Raw genomic sequence first — 19,777 nt, 5'->3', positions numbered from 1 at the left:
TGCCCCGAATCTACTTCACTACCACTGAAATCTGACTTCACTACCAGTGAAACCAGCGCCCCACAGAGGCCCGAATCTCGCTTCACTACCAGTGAAATTTCGCGGCCCAGCAGCGCCCGCCGCGCCCTCTCGGAGGGGTCAGAACGGCCGATTTCGTTTCACTACTAGTGCAATTTGCGCCCTGGGATGCCCCACTTACACCTAGGGGCACCGCCAGGGTGTAAGGCATTTTTTCGCCTCTGATCTGGGGTCTTACACCCCTTGCACTCCTTACACCTTCCGGAACATCACTGTTATAGGCGCAGGGGAAGCTCGATGCAGGATCGCTGAGAAGATTTCTGGGGTCCTGTGTCAGATCCGGTGCCGACCGAGCACCTACCTGGGTATGAGCAGCTCGTGGCCGATCGTCGCCGCACCGACACGCCGACACGCTGACCAGATCTCGATCCAGGATCCGCATCGCGTTACTGTGTCCCCATGCCCACGCCGAGCCGAGGTGATCGCAAGTCGATCCACGTGCGTCCCCCGATGGACCAGCACCGGTTCTACGCGGAGCGCGCGGCCGAGCTCGGCATCGCTGTCGGCTCGTACGCCGCGATGCGCCTCGCGCAAGCCGATGGCCTTCCGGTGCCCGACTTCGTCGTCGACGAGCTCGAGAAGGCACGGCGCCAGCGCGCAGAAGATGCAGCTTCTCGACGGGCTGAGCAGCTCTCGATCCTCGAAGAGGACGAGTCCGACCCTGTGCGGAGGGGGATGCCTCTGGCACGGTCTGCTTAACGAGGAAGACCTCCTCGAGTTGGCGCTCGAGAAGGTCTTCGAAGTGTGTGAGGCCCGATCCTTGCTTGCCGGCGAAATCGGAGCCGTTCAGTTGTAGGAGCCCCTTGGCGGGGGCGTTTCGCATACCTGTGAGGAGGTGTACGTACGCGATGGTAGCGCAGAACTCTGTCTTTTTCACGAAACTGTTCCAGTTTCAGATTCGCGTCGTGCGTCTCCTCCGCCGTGCGGGGGAGGGCTGACACGTGCGTGGCCTGACCCTTCTGCAGCTGGTCGCTCCGTGCCGCCTCGATGATCGAGGGGGTGCGCTGTGAGCCTTCCTGACGACCGGCGCCGCTCGATCGATCGCGTCTGGGACGCCCTCGACGCCCGCGGTTTCAAGCCGGCGCCGCTGCGCGGCAACCACTTCCTGGCGCTGTGCCCGGTGCACGACGACAAGAAGCGGTCGCTGCACGTGTCGTACGACGCGGCCGATGAGAAGACCCTGATCCGCTGCTACGCGGACTGCGACAACCGCGACATCGTCGCCGCGCTGGATCTGACCTTCTCCGACCTGTTCGACAAGCCGATGGAGCGCAAGGACGGAGACCGGAAGGCGCAGAAGCCCCGCGCCCCGCGGGTGAAGCTGCCCGAGCGGATCACCAAGGACGACACGGCCGACGACGGCCAGCTCGAGGACCTCTCCAAGGCGAAGTGGGAGCGGGTCCGCACCTACGAGTACGCCCGCCCTGACGGTGTCGTGGTGCAGAAGGTTCACCGCGAGGAGACCACCCTCGACGGTCGCCGGCACAAGCGGTTCACGCAGCAGTTCCTCAGCGCCGCGGGCCGGTTCGTGTCCCGCAAGCCCAAGGGCTTCGAGCCCACCCTGTCGGCGACGGCGGGCCGGATCAGTCGGCGGGCAGCAGCACCGTCTGAGCGCCGAGCCGCAGGCGCAGCGCCAGCACGCGCTCCGCCGCCTCGCGCAGCCTGTCCTCGGGGAGCGTGCCGTCGGCCACGGCGCGGGCGATGCCGTCGGCGAGTCTGCCCGCCGTCTCGGGCCCCGATCCGACGACGTGCACGACGAGATCGGCGCCGGACGCCACCGCCGCGACCGCGTTCGCCACCGGGTCGGCGTAGCGCGGGTCGCCGCCGGCCAGCAGCATACCGAGGTCGTCGGTGACCACCACCCCGCCGAAGCCGAGCTCCTCGCGCAGGATGCGGTGCCATGCGGGAGAGAGCGACGCGGGTGCGTCGTCGACGTCGGGGTACACGAGGTGACCCGTCATCACGAGCGGCGCGCCCGCGTCGATGCCCGCCTCGAACGGCCGCGCGGTCGATTCGCGCCAGTCGGCGTACGACTGGTCGGCCACGGGGATCGTGTGGTGCGAGTCGGCCGCGACCTGCCCGTGACCCGGGAAGTGCTTGAGCGTGGTGAGCGCGAAGGGCGCCTCCCCCGCCGTCGCCGCCGCGACCCGTTCGGCCGCGGCCCGCGGCTCCGAGCCGAGCACGCGCGGCGCGATGAACGACGAGGCGTCGCCGGTCACATCGGACACGACCCCGAAGTTCACGCCCGCGCCCGCCCGCGCCACGAGCGCGCCGCGCGCCGCGAACGCCGTCTCGGTGGCGCGCGGATCCGCCGCGGCGAGCTCGCCGCCGGCCGGGAAGTCGTCCCACGGCAGCCGCGTCACCACGCCGCCCTCCTCGTCGATCGCGAGCAGCGGAGGCGCGGCGCCCTCGCCGCGCAGCGCGGCCGTCAGCGCCCGCAGCGCCGTCTCGTCCGCCGGCACGTTGGCGCCCATCAGCAGGAACGCGCCGATCCCGTTGGCGTCGAGGTAGCGCGCCGCCGCGGCCGGGTCCTGCGTGCCCACGTGACCCATCACGACGGTGCCGGCCAGCTCGCGCGCGTCCATGCCCGCGGCCATGTCGGCGGCTGCGGCGGAGACGTCCCCCGGCGCGGCGGCGACGACGGCGACCGGATCGTCGGCGGGCGGCGCGGCGGAGGCCGGTGCCGGAGCGGGCCCGCCGGGCGCGACCCCGAGGGCTGCCGCCGTGACGGCGAGAGCGAGCGCCGTCGCCCCGCGGGTGACGGTGCCGGGCGTCGCCCGATCCGTGCCGCTCGCCGTCCGCCTCACCCCTTCAGGGTACGCACCCGCCTCGGGCGCCGGCCGGTGGCGTAACGTCGGAGGTGATGACGCACCGGCCGGCCTCCGCGCGCGAGCAGCTGCGCGCCCTCGTCGGCGACGCCGGCCTCGCGGAGCGCTGGGCGGAGTTCGCGTTCGAGGACCACTTCCGCCCCGCCGCCGTGCTCGTGCTGTTCGGCGTGCTCGATGCCGCGCCCTCGGTGCGCGAGGCCGATGCCGTCTCGCGCGACCTCGACGTGCTGCTGCTGGCGCGCGCCACGACGCTGCGCAGCCACGCGGGCGAGGTCGCCTTCCCCGGCGGGCGCATCGACCCGGGCGACGCCGGCCCCGTCGAGGCCGCCCTGCGCGAGGCCGTCGAGGAGACCGGGCTCGATCCCACGGGGGTCGAGGTGCTCGGCACCCTGCCCGAGGTGCCGCTGCCGCCCTCCGCGCACCGGGTCACGCCCGTGCTGGGCTGGTGGGCGCGCCCGACGCCCGTGCGCGTGGTCGACGACGGCGAGTCCTCGTCGGTCTTCCGCGCCCCGGTCGCCGACCTCGTCGATCCGGCCAACCGCTGGACGACCCGCCTGCGCCGTGGGGAGCTCGTCTTCTCCGGGCCCGCCTGGCGGCTGCGGATCGACGGGCGCGATCACCTCGTCTGGGGGTTCACGGCGAACATCCTCGACGCGATGCTGGAGCGCCTCGGCTGGGGCGAGCCGTGGGATCGGGATCGCATCATCGATCTCTGACGCCGAGGCGACGGCGGCCACCGGCGCTCACATCGCCGCCGAGGCCGATCCCCTCTCGCGGGCGCGGCGCCCGCCGGTCCAGCGCCGCACCGCGCGCAGCACGCGCCGCGCCGGCACGCCCACGGCGTACGCCAGGGTGCCGCTGAGCGAGCGGTCGCGATCGCCCAGGGCGAGCTTGCGCTCCCACGCGTCGCGCGCGCGTCCGCCCAGCCGGCGCGGCGCCCGGTGCGGGGCGAGCAGGCCCGCGCGACGGCGGGCGACGAGCTCGGCCGTGCGCGCGAGCCAGTCGTCCTCGGCCGGATCGTGGAAGTAGTTCTCGTCCAGCCACTCGGGCGCCGGTCGGTGGAACCGGCGCGCCACGACGTCCTCATCCCCCGCCAACAGCCCGCTGCCCTCGAAGACGAGGTTGATGAGCCGCCGCGACACGCCGAACGTGTCGAGCGCGATCACGGGCACGCCCTGCGCCGCCGCCTCGATCGCCGCCGTGGAGCTGACGGTGACGAGCCCCTCGGCCGTCTCGAGCGCCTCGCGCATCGGGGCCGTCGAGATGACGAGGTTCGGCGGTGTCTCGCCCAGCTCCGCCAGCAGCTCCGGATACGACACGAGCTCGCGATGCGTCTCGGCCTCGCCCGGCCGCGCGCGCAGCTTCAGCACGACGCGGCGATCGGGCTGCGCGCGCGCGGCGCGCACCAGCAGGCGCGCCACGTGCTCGCGATGCTCGCGCAGGCGCGGCACGATCGCCTGCGCCGCGAAGACGAGATCCGTGCCCTCCCGCTCCACGCGCTCCGCGGAGCGCGCGAACGGCAGCGTCGCGAGGCCGAAGCGCTGCGGGATGCCGCGCTCGGCCGCCAGGGCCGAGAACTCCCGCACCTCGCGGCGCGAGTGCAGCACGAACAGGTCGCAGCCGCGGCGGAAGTGCAGGGCCAGCCAGGTGGCGGGGATCGAGATGCCCGGCAGCCCCGTGAGGATCACGGGTGCCGGATCGAGCCCCGCCGCCAGCCGCGCGAGCACCCGCACGAGCGGCCCGCGCGCGGCCAGCAGCACGGCGTTCGCCCCCGCGAGCAGCGCGGGCAGCTCGTCGTACGTCGCGCGCCGCACGCGCTCGAGCCCGCTGCCCGCCAGCGCCGCGCGCTGCTGCGCGGGGCTGACGACCAGCTCGGTCTCGAGCACGATCAGCTCGGCCCCCGGCACCGGCGCCAGCAGGGCCGCGGCCCACTTGACGTAGGAGTCGGAGTCGGCGACCGCGATGATCCGCGGGATCTGCGCGTCCGTCACGCCGTGACGCGACGCAGCTTCGCCATCGGGGCCTCCTCGCCGGGGAACACGCGCTTCACGCCGTCGCCGAAGGCGCTCTCGATGATGCGGATGTCCCTGACGAGGTTCTTCAGACCCGTCGGCTCGAGCGAGGCCGCGTGGTCCGATCCCCACATGGTGCGGTCGAGCGTGATGTGGCGCTCCACGGCCTGGGCGCCCATCGCGACCGCCGCGAGCGAGATCTGCAGGCCGCGCTCGTGACCCGAGTAGCCCACCGGCACGCCGGGGTAGCGGTCGCTGAGCACGCGGATCATGCGCAGGTTCGCCTCGTCAGGCTCCATCGGGTAGGTCGACGTCGCGTGCATGAGCACGAGGTTCTCCGTGCCGAGGATGCCGATGGCGCGATCGATCTGCTCCATCGTCGACATGCCCGTGGAGAGGATGATCGGCTTGCCCGACGCGCGCAGCGCTTCGAGCAGCTCACCGTCGGTGAGGCAGGCCGAGGCGACCTTGTGCGCCACGACGTTGAGGTCCTCGAGGAACTCCACGCTCGGCACGTCCCACGGCGACGCGAACCAGTCGAGCCCGCGCAGCGTGGCGTAGTCGCCGATCGCCACGTACTCCTCGCGCCCGAACTCCACGCGGTGGCGGTACTCCAGGTAGGTCATCGTGCCCCACGGCGTCTCGCGCGGCATGTCGCGCATGTGCTCCGGGGTGGCGATCTCGGGCGTGCGCTTCTGGAACTTGACGGCGTCGGCTCCGGCCTCCGCGGCCACGTCGATGAGCTGCTTCGCGAGCTCCACGTCGCCGTTGTGGTTGAGGCCGATCTCGGCGATCACGTACGCGGGGTGGCCCCCGCCGATCACGCGCGATCCGATGCGGACGGTCATGTGTTCTCCCTGGTTGGTGCTGAGGCGGCCTCGAGATGCCGCCCGGTTCGGTGGTCGCGTGCCCGCAGCACGCGATCGGCGAGGTCGCGCACGGCGCCGCCCCCGCCCGGTCGGTCGAGCACGACGCGCGCGGCGGCGAGGACGAGCGGATGCGCCTCCGGCACTGCCACGGGCCAGCCGACGATCTCGAGCGCCGGCAGGTCGTTCACGTCGTTGCCGAGGTACGCCACGCGCGACAGCGGGATGCCGCGCTCCTCGGCCCAGCGCCGCAGCGCCGCCGCCTTGTCGTCCTGCGCCTGCAGCACGTCGACGCGCAGCTTGCGCGCGCGCGCCGTGACGACGGGGTGGGTCTCGGTCGACAGGATCAGGATGGGGATGCCGGCCTTGCGCAGCAGGCTCACGCCCATGCCGTCGGAGCGGCTGACGCGGACCTGCTCGCCGCCGTCGCCCGACACCGACACGGTGTCGTCGGTGTGCACGCCGTCGAAGTCGGTGACGACCGCGTCGACGTCGATCCGGTCGCCGGTGCTCTCGCCCGCGCTCACCGCGATCGCGCGCGCCAGCTCGAGCTGCTCGAGCGTGTCGATCTCGAGAGCGGTGCGCTCGGGCACCTCGACGAGCGAGACGCGGCCGAAGAACCGGTGACGCGCGCTCCGGAAGCCCGCGGCGTCCATCACGTAGAACGCGCCGGTCTCGAGGTAGTGGGGCTCGCGATCCTGCCGCCGCGGGCGGTGCGCCGCGTCGTGGTTCACGCCCTCGGCGCTCTCCGCCGTGCGCCGCCACAGGAAGCCGTAGGTCTCCACGGCCGACAGGGTGCTGTCGGCCTCGCCCTCGCGCACCCGGCGCACGGCCTCCGCGAGCGCCGCGGCGTCGATGAACGGCGACGTCGCCTGCAGGAACGCGAGCGCGCCGACCTCGACGCCGCGCGATGCGAGCTCGTCGAGCGCGTGCAGCAGCGCGCTCTCCGAGCTGGCGCCGTCGCCCGCGAGCTCGGCGGGGCGGCGCACGATCTCGGCGCCCCACTCGGCCGCGAGCGATGCGATGTCGTCGTCGTCGGTCGTGACGACCACCCGGTCGATGCCGGCCGCCGCGCGCGCGGCCGCGATGGCGCGCGCCACGAGCGGCACACCGCCCACGGTGCGCAGGTTCTTGCCCGGGACTCCCTTGGAACCGCCGCGCGCGGGGATGATCGCGACGGCCTCGCTCACGACGAGGACCCCATCCGGTTGCGCGATGGCGCGCTGGTGGCCTCGACGATCGTGCTGCCCGTGCCCGCGAGCACGATCGGCAGCGTCGTCAGGGTGCTCGACAGCAGCGTGCGCACCTCGATCGGGCGCCCCAGGCCCGCCAGCGCGACCTCCACCGGCAGTCCCAGGCGCACGACCCGCACGCGCGGGATGCGGGCGACGGCCTCGAGCAGCTCGTCGGGCTCGCGCCGATGCGGCAGGTAGGTGACGGGTCCGGCGGATGCCTCGCGCGCGACCCACGCGAGGTGCTCCGAGCGGCGCATGTGCCCGTCGACCGAGCGCGCCGTGCCGAGCACGATCCGATCTCCGTCGATCGTCGAGGCGACGGCGTCGCTGGGCGCGGATGCGCGCAGCCACTCGAACGCGTGCCGCTGCACCCGCAGGGCGTAGTCGGCCACCGCCTTCTCGCGCGCGCCGCCGAGCGGGAAGGCCGTGAACAGGTCGGCGTCGCCGGCGAGCGAGCGGCGGCGCACGTGATCGAGGGCCAGCGGCGCGATGCGCGTCGTGAGGCCGCGCTCGGCGACGCCGGGGCGGCGATAGGGCCGCGTGCCGGCGAGGGCGTCGGCGAAGGCCAGCGTGTTGAGCCCGTCGTCCAGGAAGGTGACGCGCCGGGGACGCAGCACGGCCGCGGCCATCCGGAACTGGCCGGAGAAGCCGTCGCCCACGAGCCAGTGGCTGTGAGAGGCGAGCATGCGCCACGGGATGCCGAAGTACGGCTGCTTGTCGGCGAAGGCGGCGCCGCGCCGGATCAGCTCGTCGGCCGTCTCGGGCACCTGGGGCGTGACGCGCGCGGCGAGGTCGACCGTGCGACCGTGCGCGGCCGCCCACTCCGCCGCACCGACGAGCTGCAGCGGCGATTCCACCCACGCGAGCACCGATTCGCCCACCATGTGTTCACCCTGCGCCCCCACGGTGAACGAATCGGCCGACGAAGGTTACGCGCAGGCAACGCGTTCGGGAACGGTAGTGGTCCGCGTCCCGGCGGGCTCAGTCGGCGGACGCGTATCGGACGGCGGCGCGCGCCACCTGCGTCTGGTAGTCGAGCGTGTCGTTGTACGACCGCACGGCGCGGATCCACGCGTCGGCATCCTCGAGCGTGCTGTCGAGGCGGCACAGGTAGCGGGCGGCCGTGGCCGCCGCGTCGTCGATGCTGTGCGGGCTCGCCGTGCCGTCGCCGTCGGCGTCGACCGCCCACCTCCCCCACGTCTCCGGGATGAACTGCAGCGGCCCGACGGCGCGATCCCACTCGGTGTCGCCGTCGAGCGCGCCGCCATCCGTGTCGGGGATCGCGAGCGTGCGGTTCGTGCCGTCCAGCGGGATGCCGCGGATCTCCGGGCGCGCGACGCCGTCGGCATCCACCGCGCCGCCGTGGATCGTGCCGTGCCGGCTCTCGACCCAGCCGATGCCGGCCAGAGTGTTCCAGCCGGCCGCGCAGCCCTCGGCCCGCGCGCGGGCGTCGGCGGCGACGTACGCGCGCAGCGCGCGCTCGGGGATGCCGGTGGCCCATGCGGTCTCGGCCAACCAGATCGGATCCGCGGCCTCGCCCGCGGGCCCCGGCGCCTCGGCGGGGGCCGCCGAGAGCGGATCGGGCGGCGCGGGAGCCGAGGTCGCCGGCCGCCACGCCTGCGCCGGCCGGAATCCGCTCAGCGCGCCGACGAGCGTGACCACGCCCCACACGGCGAGGACGCCGACGAGCGCGACCACGCCCACGACCGTCCCGACCCCGCGCCTTCTGGATGCCACCCCCCGATCCTGACGCAGGCGGCTGGAGGTTGGCCTCGCGGCCCGCGCGGGAGAATGGGCGGATGACGCCCGCACTCGCTGTCCCGCCGGCGAGGCGGCCGCTCCCCGGCGGGGACGTTGCACGCGTTCCGGCATTCGTCAAGACCCCCGCGGCTCCTCGCCGCCCCTCTCTATCGTCGGGTGCAGGGAAGCCGTCCCGGCCGGGTCCGAGGAGGACGAGTTGAGTTCACCGTCGATGGAGAGCACCGCGCCCCTGCTCGAGGGCCGCTACCAGCTCAGCGAATGCGTCGGCGCCGGCGGCATGGCCACCGTCTACCGCGCGCACGACACGGCGCTCGGCCGCACCGTCGCCGTGAAGATGATGCGCACCGGACTCGAGGCGGCGGGCGCCCGATCGGCGCGCAGCGAGTCGATCGCCCTCGCCTCCCTCAGCCACCCGGGCCTGGTCACCCTCTTCGACGCCCGGTTCTCGCCGGGCGGGCCCGAGTACCTCGTGATGGAGTACGTCGACGGGCCCACGCTGAGCGATCGCATGCGGCGCGGGCCCCTGCCGGCCGCCGACGTGGCGGAGCTCGGCGCCGAGCTGGCCGAGGCGCTTCACGCCGTCCACTCCGCCGGCGTGGTACATCGCGACGTCAAGCCGTCGAACGTGCTGCTCGCTCCCTCCGGCACGCCGGGGCGCGTCTACCGCGCGAAGCTCGCGGACTTCGGGATCGCCTACCTGCTCGGCGAGGCGCGGCTCACCTCGCCCGGCGTCGTGATCGGCACGCTGTCGTACCTGGCGCCCGAGCAGCTGCGCGGCGCGGAGCCGTCGCCGGCCGCCGACATCTACTCGCTGGGCCTCGTGCTGCTCGAGGCGCTCACCGGGGAGCGTGCGTTCCCGGCCTCGGCGCCCAACGAGGCCCTCGCCGCCCGGCACGCCCTCACGGTCGAGCTGCCCGACGCCCTGCCGTCGGGTTGGGCGGCGCTGCTGCGCCGGATGACGGCCGACGATCCCGCCGCGCGCCCCTCGGCGATCGAGGTGGCGCTCGAGGCGCGCGCCATCGCTCCCCCGCGCGCGAGCGCGACCGCGACGCAGCCCACGCTCCCGATGCCCGCGGACGAGACCACGCCCGCCGCGACGAGCGTGCTGCCGCATACCGCGCCGCTCGCCGCGCCCGCCGTCGCCGCGCGTCCTCCTCGCCGCCGCCGGCTCGCCGCGGGGTTGGCGCTCGCCGCGGCGGCGGTCGCGGTCGGCGGGGCCTTCGCCCTCGACGCCTTCACGCCCACCGCGGCCCCCGTCGTCACCGAGGAGTCCGTCGAGCCCGAGGCCCCCGCCGTCGTGCCGCCGGCTCCGGCCGACGACGACGCGACCGAGCCCGCCCACTCCGGCTCCGGCACCGGCTCCGAGACCGTGCAGAACGGACCGCAGGGCGGGCCGGACGAGGCGGCGAAGGGCGCCGAGGAGGAGCGCAAGCGCGCCGAGGAGGCCCAGAAGAGGGCCGAGGAGGCGCAGAAGAAGGCCGACGAGCAGGCGCGCAAGGACGCCGAAGAGGCCCAGAAGCAGGCCGAGGAGGCCCAGAAGAAGGCGGACGAACAGCGCGAGAAGGGCGGGGACTGAGCGGCCGGCGTGACCATGGCTCGTGACATCCGCGGCGCGGCGGTCGCCGTGGCGCGCGACCTCGGCGACCAGCCGCGCCTTCTGCTCGCCGCCAAGACGGCGGTCGCCGCCGCGATCGCCTGGTACGTCGCCCCGCTGATCCCCTTCACCGCCGACGAGTACTCGTACTACGCGCCGCTCGGCGTGCTCGTGAGCATGTATCCCACGCTCGCGCGCTCGCTCCGCTCCGGCGCGCTCGCGCTCCTCGGACTGGCGCTGGGCATCGGCGTGGGCATCGCGGCGCTGCTGCTCGTGTGGGCCGATGTCCCCGGCATCGTAGCCGTGGCGCTCGTGGTCGGCGTCGGCGTCGCGCTCGGCGGCATCCGGGCGCTCGGCGCCGGCCGCGAGTGGATCGCGATGGCGGGCCTGTTCACCCTGCTGCTCGGCGGGCGCAGCATCGAGGAGTTCTCCGTCTCCTACCTCGTGACCATGGCGTTCGGCGTGGTCGTCGGCGTCGCCGTGAACCTGCTGGTGTTCCCGCCGCTGTACCTGCGCCGCGCGAGCGAGCGGCTCTCCGCGCTGCGCTCGGTCGCGGCGGCGCAGCTGCGTGCGGTGGCCGACGCCGTCGCCGCCGGCGAGGCCGAGCCGGACGAGATCGAGAGCGGCCTGCGCGAGCTGAGCGCCACGGCCGCGGCCGTCGCGGACGAGGTGCGCGAGGCCGACGAGAGCCGCGTCGCCAACCCCCGCGCGCGGGGGCGGCAGCAGGTGCAGGACCAGAACCTGCGCCGGATGCGCGCGCTCGAGCGCACCACGGCCGCGACGCGAGAGCTGGCCGAGACCCTGGTGAGCGCCGAGACCCGCGCGCTGCCCGAGGACCCCGACCTGCGCGATCGGCTGAGCGAGGCCATCACGCGCGCCGCGGATCTCGTCGAGGCTCCGCCCGACGAGCCGTCCGAGCGCGGCCGGCTGGATTCCGCCCAGCAGGCGGTGGATCGATTCCGCGAGACGGTGGACGCGCGCGTCGCGCCGCATCCTTCCTCCGCCGACCGCCTGCTGACCGCCGCGCTGTGCCTGCAGCGGATCATCGACGCGTCGGGCCCCGTGCTCTGACGACCCGGTCGCCGCTCCCCGGCGCCGGTCCGGTCAGCGGAACAGCCAGCCGATGCCCCCGACGATGAACATGAGCGCCGGCACCAGCACGAGTGCCGCGGCGACGAGCGCGCACCCCGCGCAGCCGACGGCCGTCAATGCCCGCGCGATCCTCGTCGGCTCTCCATCCGCCACCCTTCGATCCTGGCGGGAGCCTCCGACACCCGATCGGTCCGGCTATCTCGTCTTGCCGTCCTCCGCGTCGACCGCCGGCGCCTCGGGCGCATCCTTGGCCGGTCCGATGCCCACGGGCACCGGAGCCTCGGGGTGGTGCAGGTCGAAGGCGGGCCGCTCGCTGCGGATGCGCGGGATCGACGTGAAGTTGTGGCGCGGCGGCGGGCAGCTCGTGGCCCACTCGAGCGATCCGCCGTAGCCCCAGGGGTCGTCCACGGTCACCTTCGGCGCCCGGCGCGCGGTGATCCACACGTTCAGGAAGAACGGGATCATCGACGCGCCCAGCAGCACGGCCCCCACCGTGGAGAGCTGGTTCATCCAGCCGAACCGGTCCTCCTCGGCGTAGTCATCCAGAGGTTGCCGCCCACGCCGGGTGTGAAGGTGGCGTTGGCGAGCGGCTGATACGCCGTCCATCCGAACGAGGCCGCGCCCTGCGGGGTGAGGAAGCCGCCCAGCGCGATGAGCGAGCCGAAGAAGAACAGCCAGAACGAGAACGCATTCAGGCGCGGGAACGCCACGTCGGGCGCCCCGATCTGCAGGGGCATGATCGCGTTCGCGAACCCGGCGAACAGCGGCGTCGCGAACATCAGCAGCATCACGGTGCCGTGCATCGTGAACAGCTGGTTGTACTGCCCCTTCGTCGGCAGGATCTGCATGCCGGGCGCGAACAGCTCGGCGCGGATGATCAGCGCCATCACGCCGCCGAAGAGGAAGAAGATCAGCGACGCGATGAGGTACATGTACCCGACGGTCTTGTGGTCGGTGGAGGTGATCCACCGGACGAGGACGTTCCCCTTCTGCTCGGTGCGCCGCCTCGCGAGCAGCCGCGCCTGCGCGGCGGGCATCGGCGGGGCCTCGCGCCTGACCTGCTCTGTGCTCATGCGCGCTCCTGCGTCGCCGGACGGGGCTCCCGCGCGAACCGCGGGATCGCGTCGAGAGTACGGGCGCGATGCGCCGCGCCCCACGGGGTTGCCCGCCGCGGGCGGCGGCGGTATACGCCGCGTGTTGGCCGCGACGGAGTTGAATGGACGCATGAGCTACGCCGCAGAGGAGAGCACGATCGAGTACGCGGCCCGACGCATCCGGCTCGACACGAACGCCCAGTTCGACGCGCTCGTGGCCGCGTTCGAGCGGGCCGTGCCCGCGCTGCCCGACGCGGAGGCGGCGGCGCAGGCGGAGGGCGCGGAGTGGTCCGCCTTCGTCCGCGGCGTGCAGTGGGAGTCGCCGAGCGGATTCGTGCGCGTGTGGACCTCCCGCCCCGACGAGCTGCTGCGGCACGCCGGCGGCGACGCACGCAGCGCGGTGTGGCTCATCGCGCATCACGGCATCGCGGCCCGGCTGTTCCGCCACGACGCCGGGACCATGCTCTACTCCCCCATCCGCGTCGAGGCGCACGCCGCCCGCCGCCCCGGCACGGTGCTGAGCCTCGAGCTGCCGAGCGCGCCTCTGGCGGCATTCGGCATCAACAAGCTCACGCAGGCCGGTGCCGAGCTCGACCGCGCCCTCGGTGACCTGCTCGAGGACCTCGGCCTGCCCCGCCCCTCGGCCCTGCGCCGCTAGCGTGCGTCAGAACCGGTCATCGCCGGCCTCACAGGGCCGCCGCGTAGGCGGCGATCTGCGGGGCCGCCTCCGTGGCCGCCCAGGCCGACAGCAGCCGCAGCGACTGCTCCGTGGACGATCCCGGCGTCGCCAGGTACACGGTCATCGCCAGTCCCGGGTCCTGATCCAACTCGAGCGTCTGGTAGTGCAGCTCGAGCTCGCCGACGACCGGGTGCCGGAACGTCTTCTGGCCGGCGTAGTGGCGGCGCACATCGTGTGCCGCCCAGTACTCGCGGAACTCCAGGCTCTGCGTCGACAGCTCGCCGATCAGCGCGTGCAGGCGCTTGTCGTGGGGACTGCGCCCCGCCTCGCGCCGCAGGATCGTCACGTTCGTCCACGCCGCGCGATCCCAGTCCGGATAGAAATCGCGCGACGACGGATCGAGGAAGATGTGGCGCGAGAAGTTCGCGGGCCGCGCGGATCCGGCGAACATCGGCGCGTACATCGCATAGCCGAGCGTGTTGGCGGCGACGAGGTCCATGCGGTTGTTCTGCACGAACGCGGGCGCCGTCACGAGCGCGTCGAGGAAGTAGTGCAGCTCGGGCCGCACGGGCGTGTCGCCGTGGCCCCGCTGCGGGCGCACTCCCACAGGGTTGGCGTTCCGCGCCAGGTCGAAGAGGTGCTCGCGCTCGGCCTGGTCGAGCAGGAGGGCGCGCGCGATCGCCTCGAGCACGGAGTCCGAGACGCCGCGCAGATTGCCACGCTCGAGTCGGGTGTAGTAGTCCACGCTCATGCCGGCCAGCCGCGCGACCTCCTCGCGCCGCAGGCCGGGCACGCGCCGGCGATCGGCGAACGTCTCCACGCTCGCCCGCTGCGGCGACACGCGCGCGCGACGCGTCATGAGGAACTCGCGTACCTCGGATCGATTGTCCATGTCGTCCACGGTATGCCTCCGACGCGATGCGAGGGAGGGCCTGATGGAACCCGTCAGCGCGGCGCCCCGCACCTGCGTGAGGGGGTCTGCTGAGGCCTCTCATTCCGACGCGGAAGGGCGTTGACTTGTCTCTGAGACAGTCGCCGCATCGGCGGGGCGCCTCGTTCCGCACGAACGATCTCACGAAGGAGACCACGCATGCGTGGAGTCATGATGTACGCCCCCGGCGACGTCCGCGTCGAGGAGCGCGAGGACGCGTCGATCCAGGAGCCGACGGACGCCGTCATCCGGCTGGCCGCGAGCTGCATCTGCGGTTCCGACCTGTGGCCCTACCGCGGTGTCGAGGCGCTGGCGGCGACGCCGCAGGCCATGGGGCACGAGTACGTCGGCGTCGTCACCGAGATCGGCGCCGACGTGAAGAACGTGAAGGTGGGCGACTTCGTCGTCGGCTCGTTCGTCGCCTCCGACAACACGTGCGAGATCTGCCAGGCGGGCTACCAATCCCGTTGCGTCCACAACGTGATGATGGGCGCTGTCGGCACGCAGGCCGAGTACGCGCGGGTCCCGCTCGCCGACGGCACGCTCGTCGCGACGCCGGGCCAGCCCGATGCCGACCTCATCCCGTCGCTGCTCGCCGCCTCCGACGTCCTCGGCACGGGCTGGTTCGGTGCGGTGGCGGCCGAGGCCGGACCGGGCAAGACGATCGCGATCGTCGGCGACGGCGCCGTGGGTCTGTCGGCCGTGCTCGCCGCTCAGCACCTCGGCGCCGAGAGGATCATCGTGCTCAGCCGCCACCCGGAGCGGCAGGCGCTGGCGCGCCAGTTCGGGGCGACCGACATCATCGAGGAGCGCGGCGACGCCGGCGCCGCGAAGGTGAAGGAGCTGACGGGCGGCTACGGCGCGCACGGCACCGTCGAGGCCGTGGGCACCCAGGAGTCGATGTGGCAGGCGATCCACTCCACCCGCGCGGGCGGCTACGTCGGCTACGTCGGCGTCTCGCACGGCGTGCAGCTGGACGGGCTCGACCTGTTCTTCACGGGAGTGCACCTGCACGGCGGCCCCGCCCCCGTGCGCCGCTTCCTGCCCGAGCTGATCCAGCTCATCTGGGACCGGAAGATCGACCCCGGCAAGGTGTTCGACCTCACTCTCCCACTGGAGGCCGCTGCCGAGGGCTACCGCGCGATGGACGAGCGCCGCGCCACCAAGGTGCTGCTCACCCTCTGACCGCGGCCGCGGGCCCGCGCGCAACGGACGCGCGGGCCCGCGGGCGACTTGCCGACGCGCGCGACTCCGCGATGTACTGGCTCTGTGCAGCGCCACGAGAACGGACCGGTGTCGGCATCTCTCCCCGAAGGGTCACCGTCGCCCAGCGACGTCCTGATCCGCCCCGCGCTGCCGGCGGATGCCGAGGCGATCGCCGCGATCTGGCGGGTCGGGTGGCGCGACGCCCACCTCGGCCATGTGCCCGAAACCCTCGTCGCGGCGCGCACGCCCGAGTCCTTCGCGCGGCGGTCACGCGAGCGGATCGCCGACACGATCGTCGCGACCCGCGGGGACGAGGTCGTCGGCTTCACAATGACGCACGGCGACGGCGCTGGTCACGTCAGGTCGACCTTCCCGAGTTCGGCGAGTCCGCACCAGTGCGGCTGACATCATCACGTGCCAGGGACGAGGTTCGCGCCCTCGTCAGCGACGACGCAGATCGGGCCATGATGGACGCGTTGCGTAAGGGCATCCGCAGTACGCAACTCGCCCCCACGCCCGGCATGGCTGATCAGCCTTCGGGAACCACGACGACCTTGCCGCCGGCGTGCCCGGTCTCCACGGCTGCGATCGCCTGACCTGCGTCATTGAGGTCGTACTGGGTGTCCGCATGGGGGTCGACCAGCCCGTACTGGATCACCTCGGTGATCTTCCCCATGGCCTCAGTCGTACGTGCCAAGCCCCGGCCGCCCAGTTCGACCGCGGCGTCCGGATCGGCCGCGGAGATAATCCGCCCCGGATCGGCCACCAGATCGGCGACGGCACGCAGCGCGTCACCGCCGACAAGATCGACGATCAGGTCGACGCTGGAAGCGACTTCTCGCACGCGATCGGCCACGCCCGAACCGGATCCGATGAAGGCCGCACCGGTGGACTCGATCAGTTCCCGCTTGGCCACGTCGGCCACGCCGAGGACCGTGAACTCGTGTACCCGGCCGATCTGCGCGGCCATCAGCCCCACCCCGCCGCCAGCGCCCAACAAGAGCAGGGTCTGGCCTGGTTCCAGTTCGATTTGGTGGGTGGCGTCATAGGCGGTGGCTGCGGCCACCGGAATGGTGGCGGCGTCGATGAAGGAGATCTCCTCGGGCTTGGCCACAGTGGTGGAGGCGCTCAAGAGCGTGTGCTCGGCCAGTCCGCCCTGCCCGGGCGCCACCAGGCCGAGCACCTCATCGCCCACCGCGAAGCCTTCGGTCCCGCCGCCCACCGCGATGACCACGCCGGCGGCTTCACGGCCCATCGGCGCCGGCAACGACCAGGCACGACCCAGCCGGCCCTCGCGCATCTTCCAGTCGGCCGGATTCACACCGGCGGCCCGGACCTCGATGGCCAGTTCCCCGGGTCCAGGCTCCGGAATAGGCCGGTCGATCAGCTGCTGGGTTTCGGGTCCGCCGTAGTCGGTGAAGACGTAGACCTTGGACATGAATGCGATCTCCTTCTGATCTGAGCGGTGTGTCTTAGTGCCCTAGATAACGTGACGATGGGGGTCAGAGCCGAGGGGGTTCGTCCTCACCGGCGGCTTCGGCGGCGTCGGCTTCCTCCCGGGTCGCGAAGGCGGCGCCGGCAGCATGCTCCGGTGGGCTGTAGATGGTGTAGAGCAGCAGCGGCTCGTCGCCGGTGTTGCGGAAGTTGTGCCGGGCTCCGGCCGGTACCGCGCATTGGTCACCGGCATCGATGGGGTGGGTGTGGCCGTTGAGATCGGCTTCGCCGGTGCCGGAGACGAAGGTCAGGATCTGGTCGGTGTGCTCGTGGACCTCGTCGCCGATCTGGCCGCCGGGCGGGATGGTCATCACCACGATCTGGGCGTGTTCACCGGTCCACAGCACCTTCCGGAAGTCGGGGTTGTCCCGGGCCACGTCCGCGATGGTGAAATGCTCGACGTTGTCTCCCAGGGTGAAGTTCTTTCCGTTCATGATTGCTCTCCTCCAGTTGCGTTTTTCGTTTTCGGTGTTCGGGTCGTTGTTGTGAATTTGTCGGTGTGTCCCGCGCCGGGAGCGGTAGCGGCTGGGTACCTGTTTGCCGCTTACGCGGGTTCGATGTCAGGCGTGGACCTGTTGCGCCGCTGTTCCGGTGGTCCTCTCGCTCTTGGGCATCGTGGTGGAGCCGCGGGCGTTGCGCAGTAGTCGCATCGCGTTGGCGATGACCACCAGTACGGAGGCTTCGTGGACGAGCATGCCGATCGACATGGTCACTCCGCCGGCGAAGACGCCGGCCAGCAGCAGCACCACGGTGATCAGGGCGATCGCGATGTTCTGCCGCATGACGGACACGGTCCGCTTGGCCAATCCGATAGCTTCCGGCAGCTTGAGCAGGTTGTCGCCCATCAGGGCGATGTCCGCGGTCTCCACGGCTACGGCCGAGCCGGCCGCCCCCATCGCCACGCCGATGTTCGCGGTGGCCAGGGCCGGGGCGTCGTTGACGCCGTCGCCGACCATGGCGATCGTGTGGCCCTCTTGCTGCAGTTGCGCGACCACGTCCAGCTTGTCCTCGGGAAGCAGGGAGGCGTGGATCTCGTCGATCCCGGTCGCCTTCCCGACGGCCTCGGCCACCAGCCGGGTGTCACCGGTGAGCATGACCACCTTCTCCACGCCGGCCCGGTGCAGGCGGGCGACCATCTCGGGTGCATCCTGTCGGACCTGATCGGCGACGGCGACGACGCCGATCACCTTGTCATCGACCGCCACGATCATCGGCGTCTTGCCCTCGGCGGCCAGCGATTCCGCCGCCTGGGCGGCGCTGCCGTCATCGACAACGCCGTACTGGAGTAGTAGCGGCGGGTTACCGATCAGCACCCGCCAACCGTCGACATCGGACACGATGCCCTTGCCGGGGACCGGGGTGACCGTGCCGGGGATGCCGTGCGGGCCTACTCCCTCGGCCTGGGCGGTGTCCAGGATGGGACGGGCCAGCGGGTGTTCGGAGCCGGCCTCAGCGGCGGCAGCCCAGCGCAGCACCTCGCTGCGCTCCAACGCCGAGTCCAGGACGACGACGTCGGTCAGCTGCGGGCGTCCCTCGGTCAGGGTGCCGGTCTTGTCCACGGCGACCGCGGAGATCTTCGCCGAGGTCTCCAGGAATTCGCCGCCCTTGATCAGGATGCCGTTGCGGGCGGCGCGGCCGATGCCGGCCACGATCGCGACCGGGATGGAGATCACCAGGGCGCCGGGACAGCCGATGACCAGCAGAGTCAGGGCCAGCACCACGTCGCCGGAGATCAGTCCGGCCGCCAGGGCCAGCACCATCACCGCGGGGGTGTACCAGCCGGAGAAGCGGTCGATGAACGCCTGGGTGCGGGCCTTGGCGTCCTGGGCCTCCTCGACCCGGTGAATGATCCGGGCTAGGGTGGTATCGGCCCCGATGCCGGTGGCCAGCACCTGCAGGAAACCGCCGCGGGAGACGGTGCCGGCGAAGACCTGTCCGCCCTTGGATTTTTCCACCGGGATCGATTCGCCGGTGATCGAGGCCTCATCGATGGCGCCGGTGCCCGAGACGACTCGACCGTCGACGGGGACCTTCGCGCCGTTCTTGACCAGCACGATCTCGCCCATTCTCACTTGCGCGGCAGGGACCTCCTGTTGCTGACCGTCGCGCACGACGGTCGCGGAATCCGGGGCGACAGCGACCAGTTCGGCCAGTGCCGAGCGCGTCTTGTTCAAGGTGGCAGCTTCCAGGGCGTGGCCGATGGCGAACAGGAACGTCACCGCCGCGGCCTCCCAGAAGTTGCCGATGATGACAGCGCCGATGGCCGCGACCGACACCAGCAGGTCGATGCCGATGACCTTGGCGATCAGCGCGCGAACCGCCTTGAGTACGATCCCGTAGCCGGCGACGGCGGCCGCGGCGATCATGAAGACATCCCCGAGGGTGAAGGCCGCGCTGGCATGCGCGGCGTGGGTGCCGGCGTCCAGCCACCACTGCGGGCTGACGGCGAGGTTGGCGACACCTCCGCCCAGCCACTGGAGGGCGAACGAGATGATGATGAGCACGCCGGACACGACGGGAACGGACCAGTTTCCATAGACCCATTTCTGGAGCCTGTTCACTTTCGGGTACGACCTTTCTGCGTCTTGAGCCGGCGTACCGGCAGGATGAAGGGGGAAATGTGAGCGGGCCCTGTGGGGCCCGCTGGCGTTAGAAGGCCGCGGGCGTGGCCTTGTAGCCGGCCTTCACGACGGCGGCAACAAGGTCATCCACCGAAACGCGCTCGGCGTCGTGGTCGATCTCGATGCGGGCGGAGGCGAAGTGGACCTTCACGTTCTGGACACCCTTGAGGCGGCCGACCTGCTTCTCGATCTTGGCCACGCAGGGGCAGGAAAAACCTTCCGCGCGGAGGATGGGGTGTGACACTTCTTGTAGACGGTCGTTACCAGGAAGGAACGACAGGCAGAG

At 72.2% G+C, this 19,777-nt stretch carries 19 protein-coding genes and 1 pseudogene; 7 read left to right on the top strand and 13 right to left on the bottom strand.

Annotated features, from left to right (window positions below; translation table 11 throughout):
* Positions 1 to 477: 477 nt before the first annotated feature.
* Positions 478 to 777 carry a hypothetical protein gene (locus ACODR5_RS07245; RefSeq protein ID WP_344005162.1) on the top strand — a complete coding sequence of 100 codons (300 nt, stop codon included), beginning with the start codon at positions 478 to 480 and terminating at the stop codon, positions 775 to 777.
* Between the two features lie 884 nt (positions 778 to 1,661).
* Here ACODR5_RS07245 and ACODR5_RS07240 read toward each other — a convergent pair.
* Positions 1,662 to 2,885 carry a glycoside hydrolase family 3 N-terminal domain-containing protein gene (locus tag ACODR5_RS07240; protein WP_488983180.1) on the bottom strand — a complete coding sequence of 408 codons (1,224 nt, stop codon included), beginning with the start codon at positions 2,883 to 2,885 and terminating at the stop codon, positions 1,662 to 1,664.
* 56 nt (positions 2,886 to 2,941) lie between these two features.
* Here ACODR5_RS07240 and ACODR5_RS07235 point away from each other — a divergent pair, with 56 nt between their 5' ends.
* Positions 2,942 to 3,622 (top strand): NUDIX hydrolase, encoded by a 681-nt coding sequence (locus ACODR5_RS07235; protein ID WP_449854247.1) that lies wholly within the window; start codon positions 2,942 to 2,944, stop codon positions 3,620 to 3,622.
* A 27-nt stretch (positions 3,623 to 3,649) separates the two neighbouring features.
* On the opposite strand, the gene ACODR5_RS07230 is transcribed toward ACODR5_RS07235, so the two are convergent.
* The 5 genes from ACODR5_RS07230 to ACODR5_RS07210 all read right to left on the bottom strand — a co-directional run bounded on the left by ACODR5_RS07230 (position 3,650) and on the right by ACODR5_RS07210 (position 8,756).
* Positions 3,650 to 4,897 (bottom strand): DUF6716 putative glycosyltransferase, encoded by a 1,248-nt coding sequence (locus tag ACODR5_RS07230; protein ID WP_488983179.1) that lies wholly within the window; start codon positions 4,895 to 4,897, stop codon positions 3,650 to 3,652.
* Complete coding sequence (locus ACODR5_RS07225) at positions 4,894 to 5,766, bottom strand: N-acetylneuraminate synthase family protein (protein ID WP_488983178.1); 873 nt, start codon at positions 5,764 to 5,766, stop codon at positions 4,894 to 4,896. Before ACODR5_RS07225 ends, ACODR5_RS07230 begins: the two co-directional genes overlap by 4 nt.
* Positions 5,763 to 6,974: a cytidylyltransferase domain-containing protein gene (locus ACODR5_RS07220; protein WP_488983177.1), complete on the bottom strand. Its 1,212-nt coding sequence runs from the start codon at positions 6,972 to 6,974 to the stop codon at positions 5,763 to 5,765. The genes ACODR5_RS07225 and ACODR5_RS07220 overlap by 4 nt, the downstream gene beginning before the upstream one ends.
* Complete coding sequence (locus tag ACODR5_RS07215) at positions 6,971 to 7,903, bottom strand: hypothetical protein (protein ID WP_488983176.1); 933 nt, start codon at positions 7,901 to 7,903, stop codon at positions 6,971 to 6,973. The genes ACODR5_RS07220 and ACODR5_RS07215 overlap by 4 nt, the downstream gene beginning before the upstream one ends.
* A 97-nt stretch (positions 7,904 to 8,000) precedes the next feature.
* Entirely contained in the window at positions 8,001 to 8,756 is a 756-nt protein-coding gene (locus ACODR5_RS07210; RefSeq protein ID WP_488983175.1) for a lytic murein transglycosylase, read from the bottom strand.
* A gap of 220 nt (positions 8,757 to 8,976) precedes the next feature.
* Here ACODR5_RS07210 and ACODR5_RS07205 point away from each other — a divergent pair, with 220 nt between their 5' ends.
* Together ACODR5_RS07205 and ACODR5_RS07200 are read left to right on the top strand one after the other, a co-directional pair.
* Complete coding sequence (locus tag ACODR5_RS07205; RefSeq protein WP_488983174.1) at positions 8,977 to 10,356, top strand: serine/threonine-protein kinase; 1,380 nt, start codon at positions 8,977 to 8,979, stop codon at positions 10,354 to 10,356.
* 15 nt (positions 10,357 to 10,371) lie between these two features.
* Positions 10,372 to 11,445: an FUSC family protein gene (locus ACODR5_RS07200; protein WP_449854268.1), complete on the top strand. Its 1,074-nt coding sequence runs from the start codon at positions 10,372 to 10,374 to the stop codon at positions 11,443 to 11,445.
* Between the two features lie 33 nt (positions 11,446 to 11,478).
* On the opposite strand, the gene ACODR5_RS07195 is transcribed toward ACODR5_RS07200, so the two are convergent.
* On the bottom strand, positions 11,479 to 11,619 hold the full coding sequence (locus tag ACODR5_RS07195) for a hypothetical protein (RefSeq protein ID WP_488983173.1): 141 nt from the start codon (positions 11,617 to 11,619) through the stop codon (positions 11,479 to 11,481).
* 42 nt (positions 11,620 to 11,661) lie between these two features.
* Positions 11,662 to 12,503 (bottom strand): annotated as a pseudogene (locus ACODR5_RS07190) (cbb3-type cytochrome c oxidase subunit I).
* 187 nt (positions 12,504 to 12,690) lie between these two features.
* Between ACODR5_RS07190 and ACODR5_RS07185 the strand changes: the two are divergent.
* A complete protein-coding gene (locus ACODR5_RS07185) occupies positions 12,691 to 13,218 on the top strand; it encodes a hypothetical protein (RefSeq protein WP_488983172.1) in 528 nt (175 codons plus the stop codon).
* Between the two features lie 28 nt (positions 13,219 to 13,246).
* On the opposite strand, the gene ACODR5_RS07180 is transcribed toward ACODR5_RS07185, so the two are convergent.
* Positions 13,247 to 14,131 carry a helix-turn-helix transcriptional regulator gene (locus ACODR5_RS07180; protein WP_488983171.1) on the bottom strand — a complete coding sequence of 295 codons (885 nt, stop codon included), beginning with the start codon at positions 14,129 to 14,131 and terminating at the stop codon, positions 13,247 to 13,249.
* A gap of 198 nt (positions 14,132 to 14,329) precedes the next feature.
* Between ACODR5_RS07180 and ACODR5_RS07175 the strand changes: the two genes are divergently transcribed.
* Positions 14,330 to 15,355, top strand: coding sequence for a zinc-dependent alcohol dehydrogenase family protein (locus tag ACODR5_RS07175; protein WP_488983170.1), 1,026 nt, complete (start codon positions 14,330 to 14,332; stop codon positions 15,353 to 15,355).
* A gap of 108 nt (positions 15,356 to 15,463) precedes the next feature.
* The gene (locus tag ACODR5_RS07170; RefSeq protein WP_449854258.1) at positions 15,464 to 15,781 is read left to right on the top strand and encodes a GNAT family N-acetyltransferase; all 318 of its coding nucleotides are present in this window, start codon (positions 15,464 to 15,466) and stop codon (positions 15,779 to 15,781) included.
* Between the two features lie 124 nt (positions 15,782 to 15,905).
* On the opposite strand, the gene ACODR5_RS07165 is transcribed toward ACODR5_RS07170, so the two are convergent.
* From ACODR5_RS07165 to ACODR5_RS07150, 4 genes are all read right to left on the bottom strand, one after another.
* Positions 15,906 to 16,814, bottom strand: coding sequence for an NADP-dependent oxidoreductase (locus ACODR5_RS07165; protein WP_449854259.1), 909 nt, complete (start codon positions 16,812 to 16,814; stop codon positions 15,906 to 15,908).
* A 64-nt stretch (positions 16,815 to 16,878) separates the two neighbouring features.
* Complete coding sequence (locus ACODR5_RS07160) at positions 16,879 to 17,304, bottom strand: cupin domain-containing protein (RefSeq protein WP_449854260.1); 426 nt, start codon at positions 17,302 to 17,304, stop codon at positions 16,879 to 16,881.
* A 126-nt stretch (positions 17,305 to 17,430) separates the two neighbouring features.
* Positions 17,431 to 19,431, bottom strand: a complete 2,001-nt coding sequence (locus tag ACODR5_RS07155) for a heavy metal translocating P-type ATPase (protein WP_488983169.1) — start codon at positions 19,429 to 19,431, stop codon at positions 17,431 to 17,433.
* A gap of 88 nt (positions 19,432 to 19,519) precedes the next feature.
* Positions 19,520 to 19,735: a heavy-metal-associated domain-containing protein gene (locus ACODR5_RS07150; protein ID WP_488983213.1), complete on the bottom strand. Its 216-nt coding sequence runs from the start codon at positions 19,733 to 19,735 to the stop codon at positions 19,520 to 19,522.
* Positions 19,736 to 19,777 lie beyond the last annotated feature (42 nt).

The organism is Microbacterium sp. FG3, assembly GCF_057809335.1.
This window is presented reverse-complemented; position numbering and strand designations above follow the sequence as displayed.

What these genes read in the sequence shown, in the direction of transcription:
- ACODR5_RS07245 (WP_344005162.1), top strand. Translation starts at nt 478, where the DNA reads ATGCCCACGCCGAGCCGAGGTGATCGCAAGTCGATCCACGTGCGTCCC.
- ACODR5_RS07235 (WP_449854247.1), top strand. Translation starts at nt 2,942, where the DNA reads ATGACGCACCGGCCGGCCTCCGCGCGCGAGCAGCTGCGCGCCCTCGTC.
- ACODR5_RS07225 (WP_488983178.1), bottom strand. Translation starts at nt 5,766, where the DNA reads ATGACCGTCCGCATCGGATCGCGCGTGATCGGCGGGGGCCACCCCGCG.
- ACODR5_RS07215 (WP_488983176.1), bottom strand. Translation starts at nt 7,903, where the DNA reads ATGGTGGGCGAATCGGTGCTCGCGTGGGTGGAATCGCCGCTGCAGCTC.
- ACODR5_RS07200 (WP_449854268.1), top strand. Translation starts at nt 10,372, where the DNA reads ATGGCTCGTGACATCCGCGGCGCGGCGGTCGCCGTGGCGCGCGACCTC.
- ACODR5_RS07185 (WP_488983172.1), top strand. Translation starts at nt 12,691, where the DNA reads ATGAGCTACGCCGCAGAGGAGAGCACGATCGAGTACGCGGCCCGACGC.
- ACODR5_RS07180 (WP_488983171.1), bottom strand. Translation starts at nt 14,131, where the DNA reads ATGGACAATCGATCCGAGGTACGCGAGTTCCTCATGACGCGTCGCGCG.
- ACODR5_RS07175 (WP_488983170.1), top strand. Translation starts at nt 14,330, where the DNA reads ATGCGTGGAGTCATGATGTACGCCCCCGGCGACGTCCGCGTCGAGGAG.
- ACODR5_RS07165 (WP_449854259.1), bottom strand. Translation starts at nt 16,814, where the DNA reads ATGTCCAAGGTCTACGTCTTCACCGACTACGGCGGACCCGAAACCCAG.
- ACODR5_RS07160 (WP_449854260.1), bottom strand. Translation starts at nt 17,304, where the DNA reads ATGAACGGAAAGAACTTCACCCTGGGAGACAACGTCGAGCATTTCACC.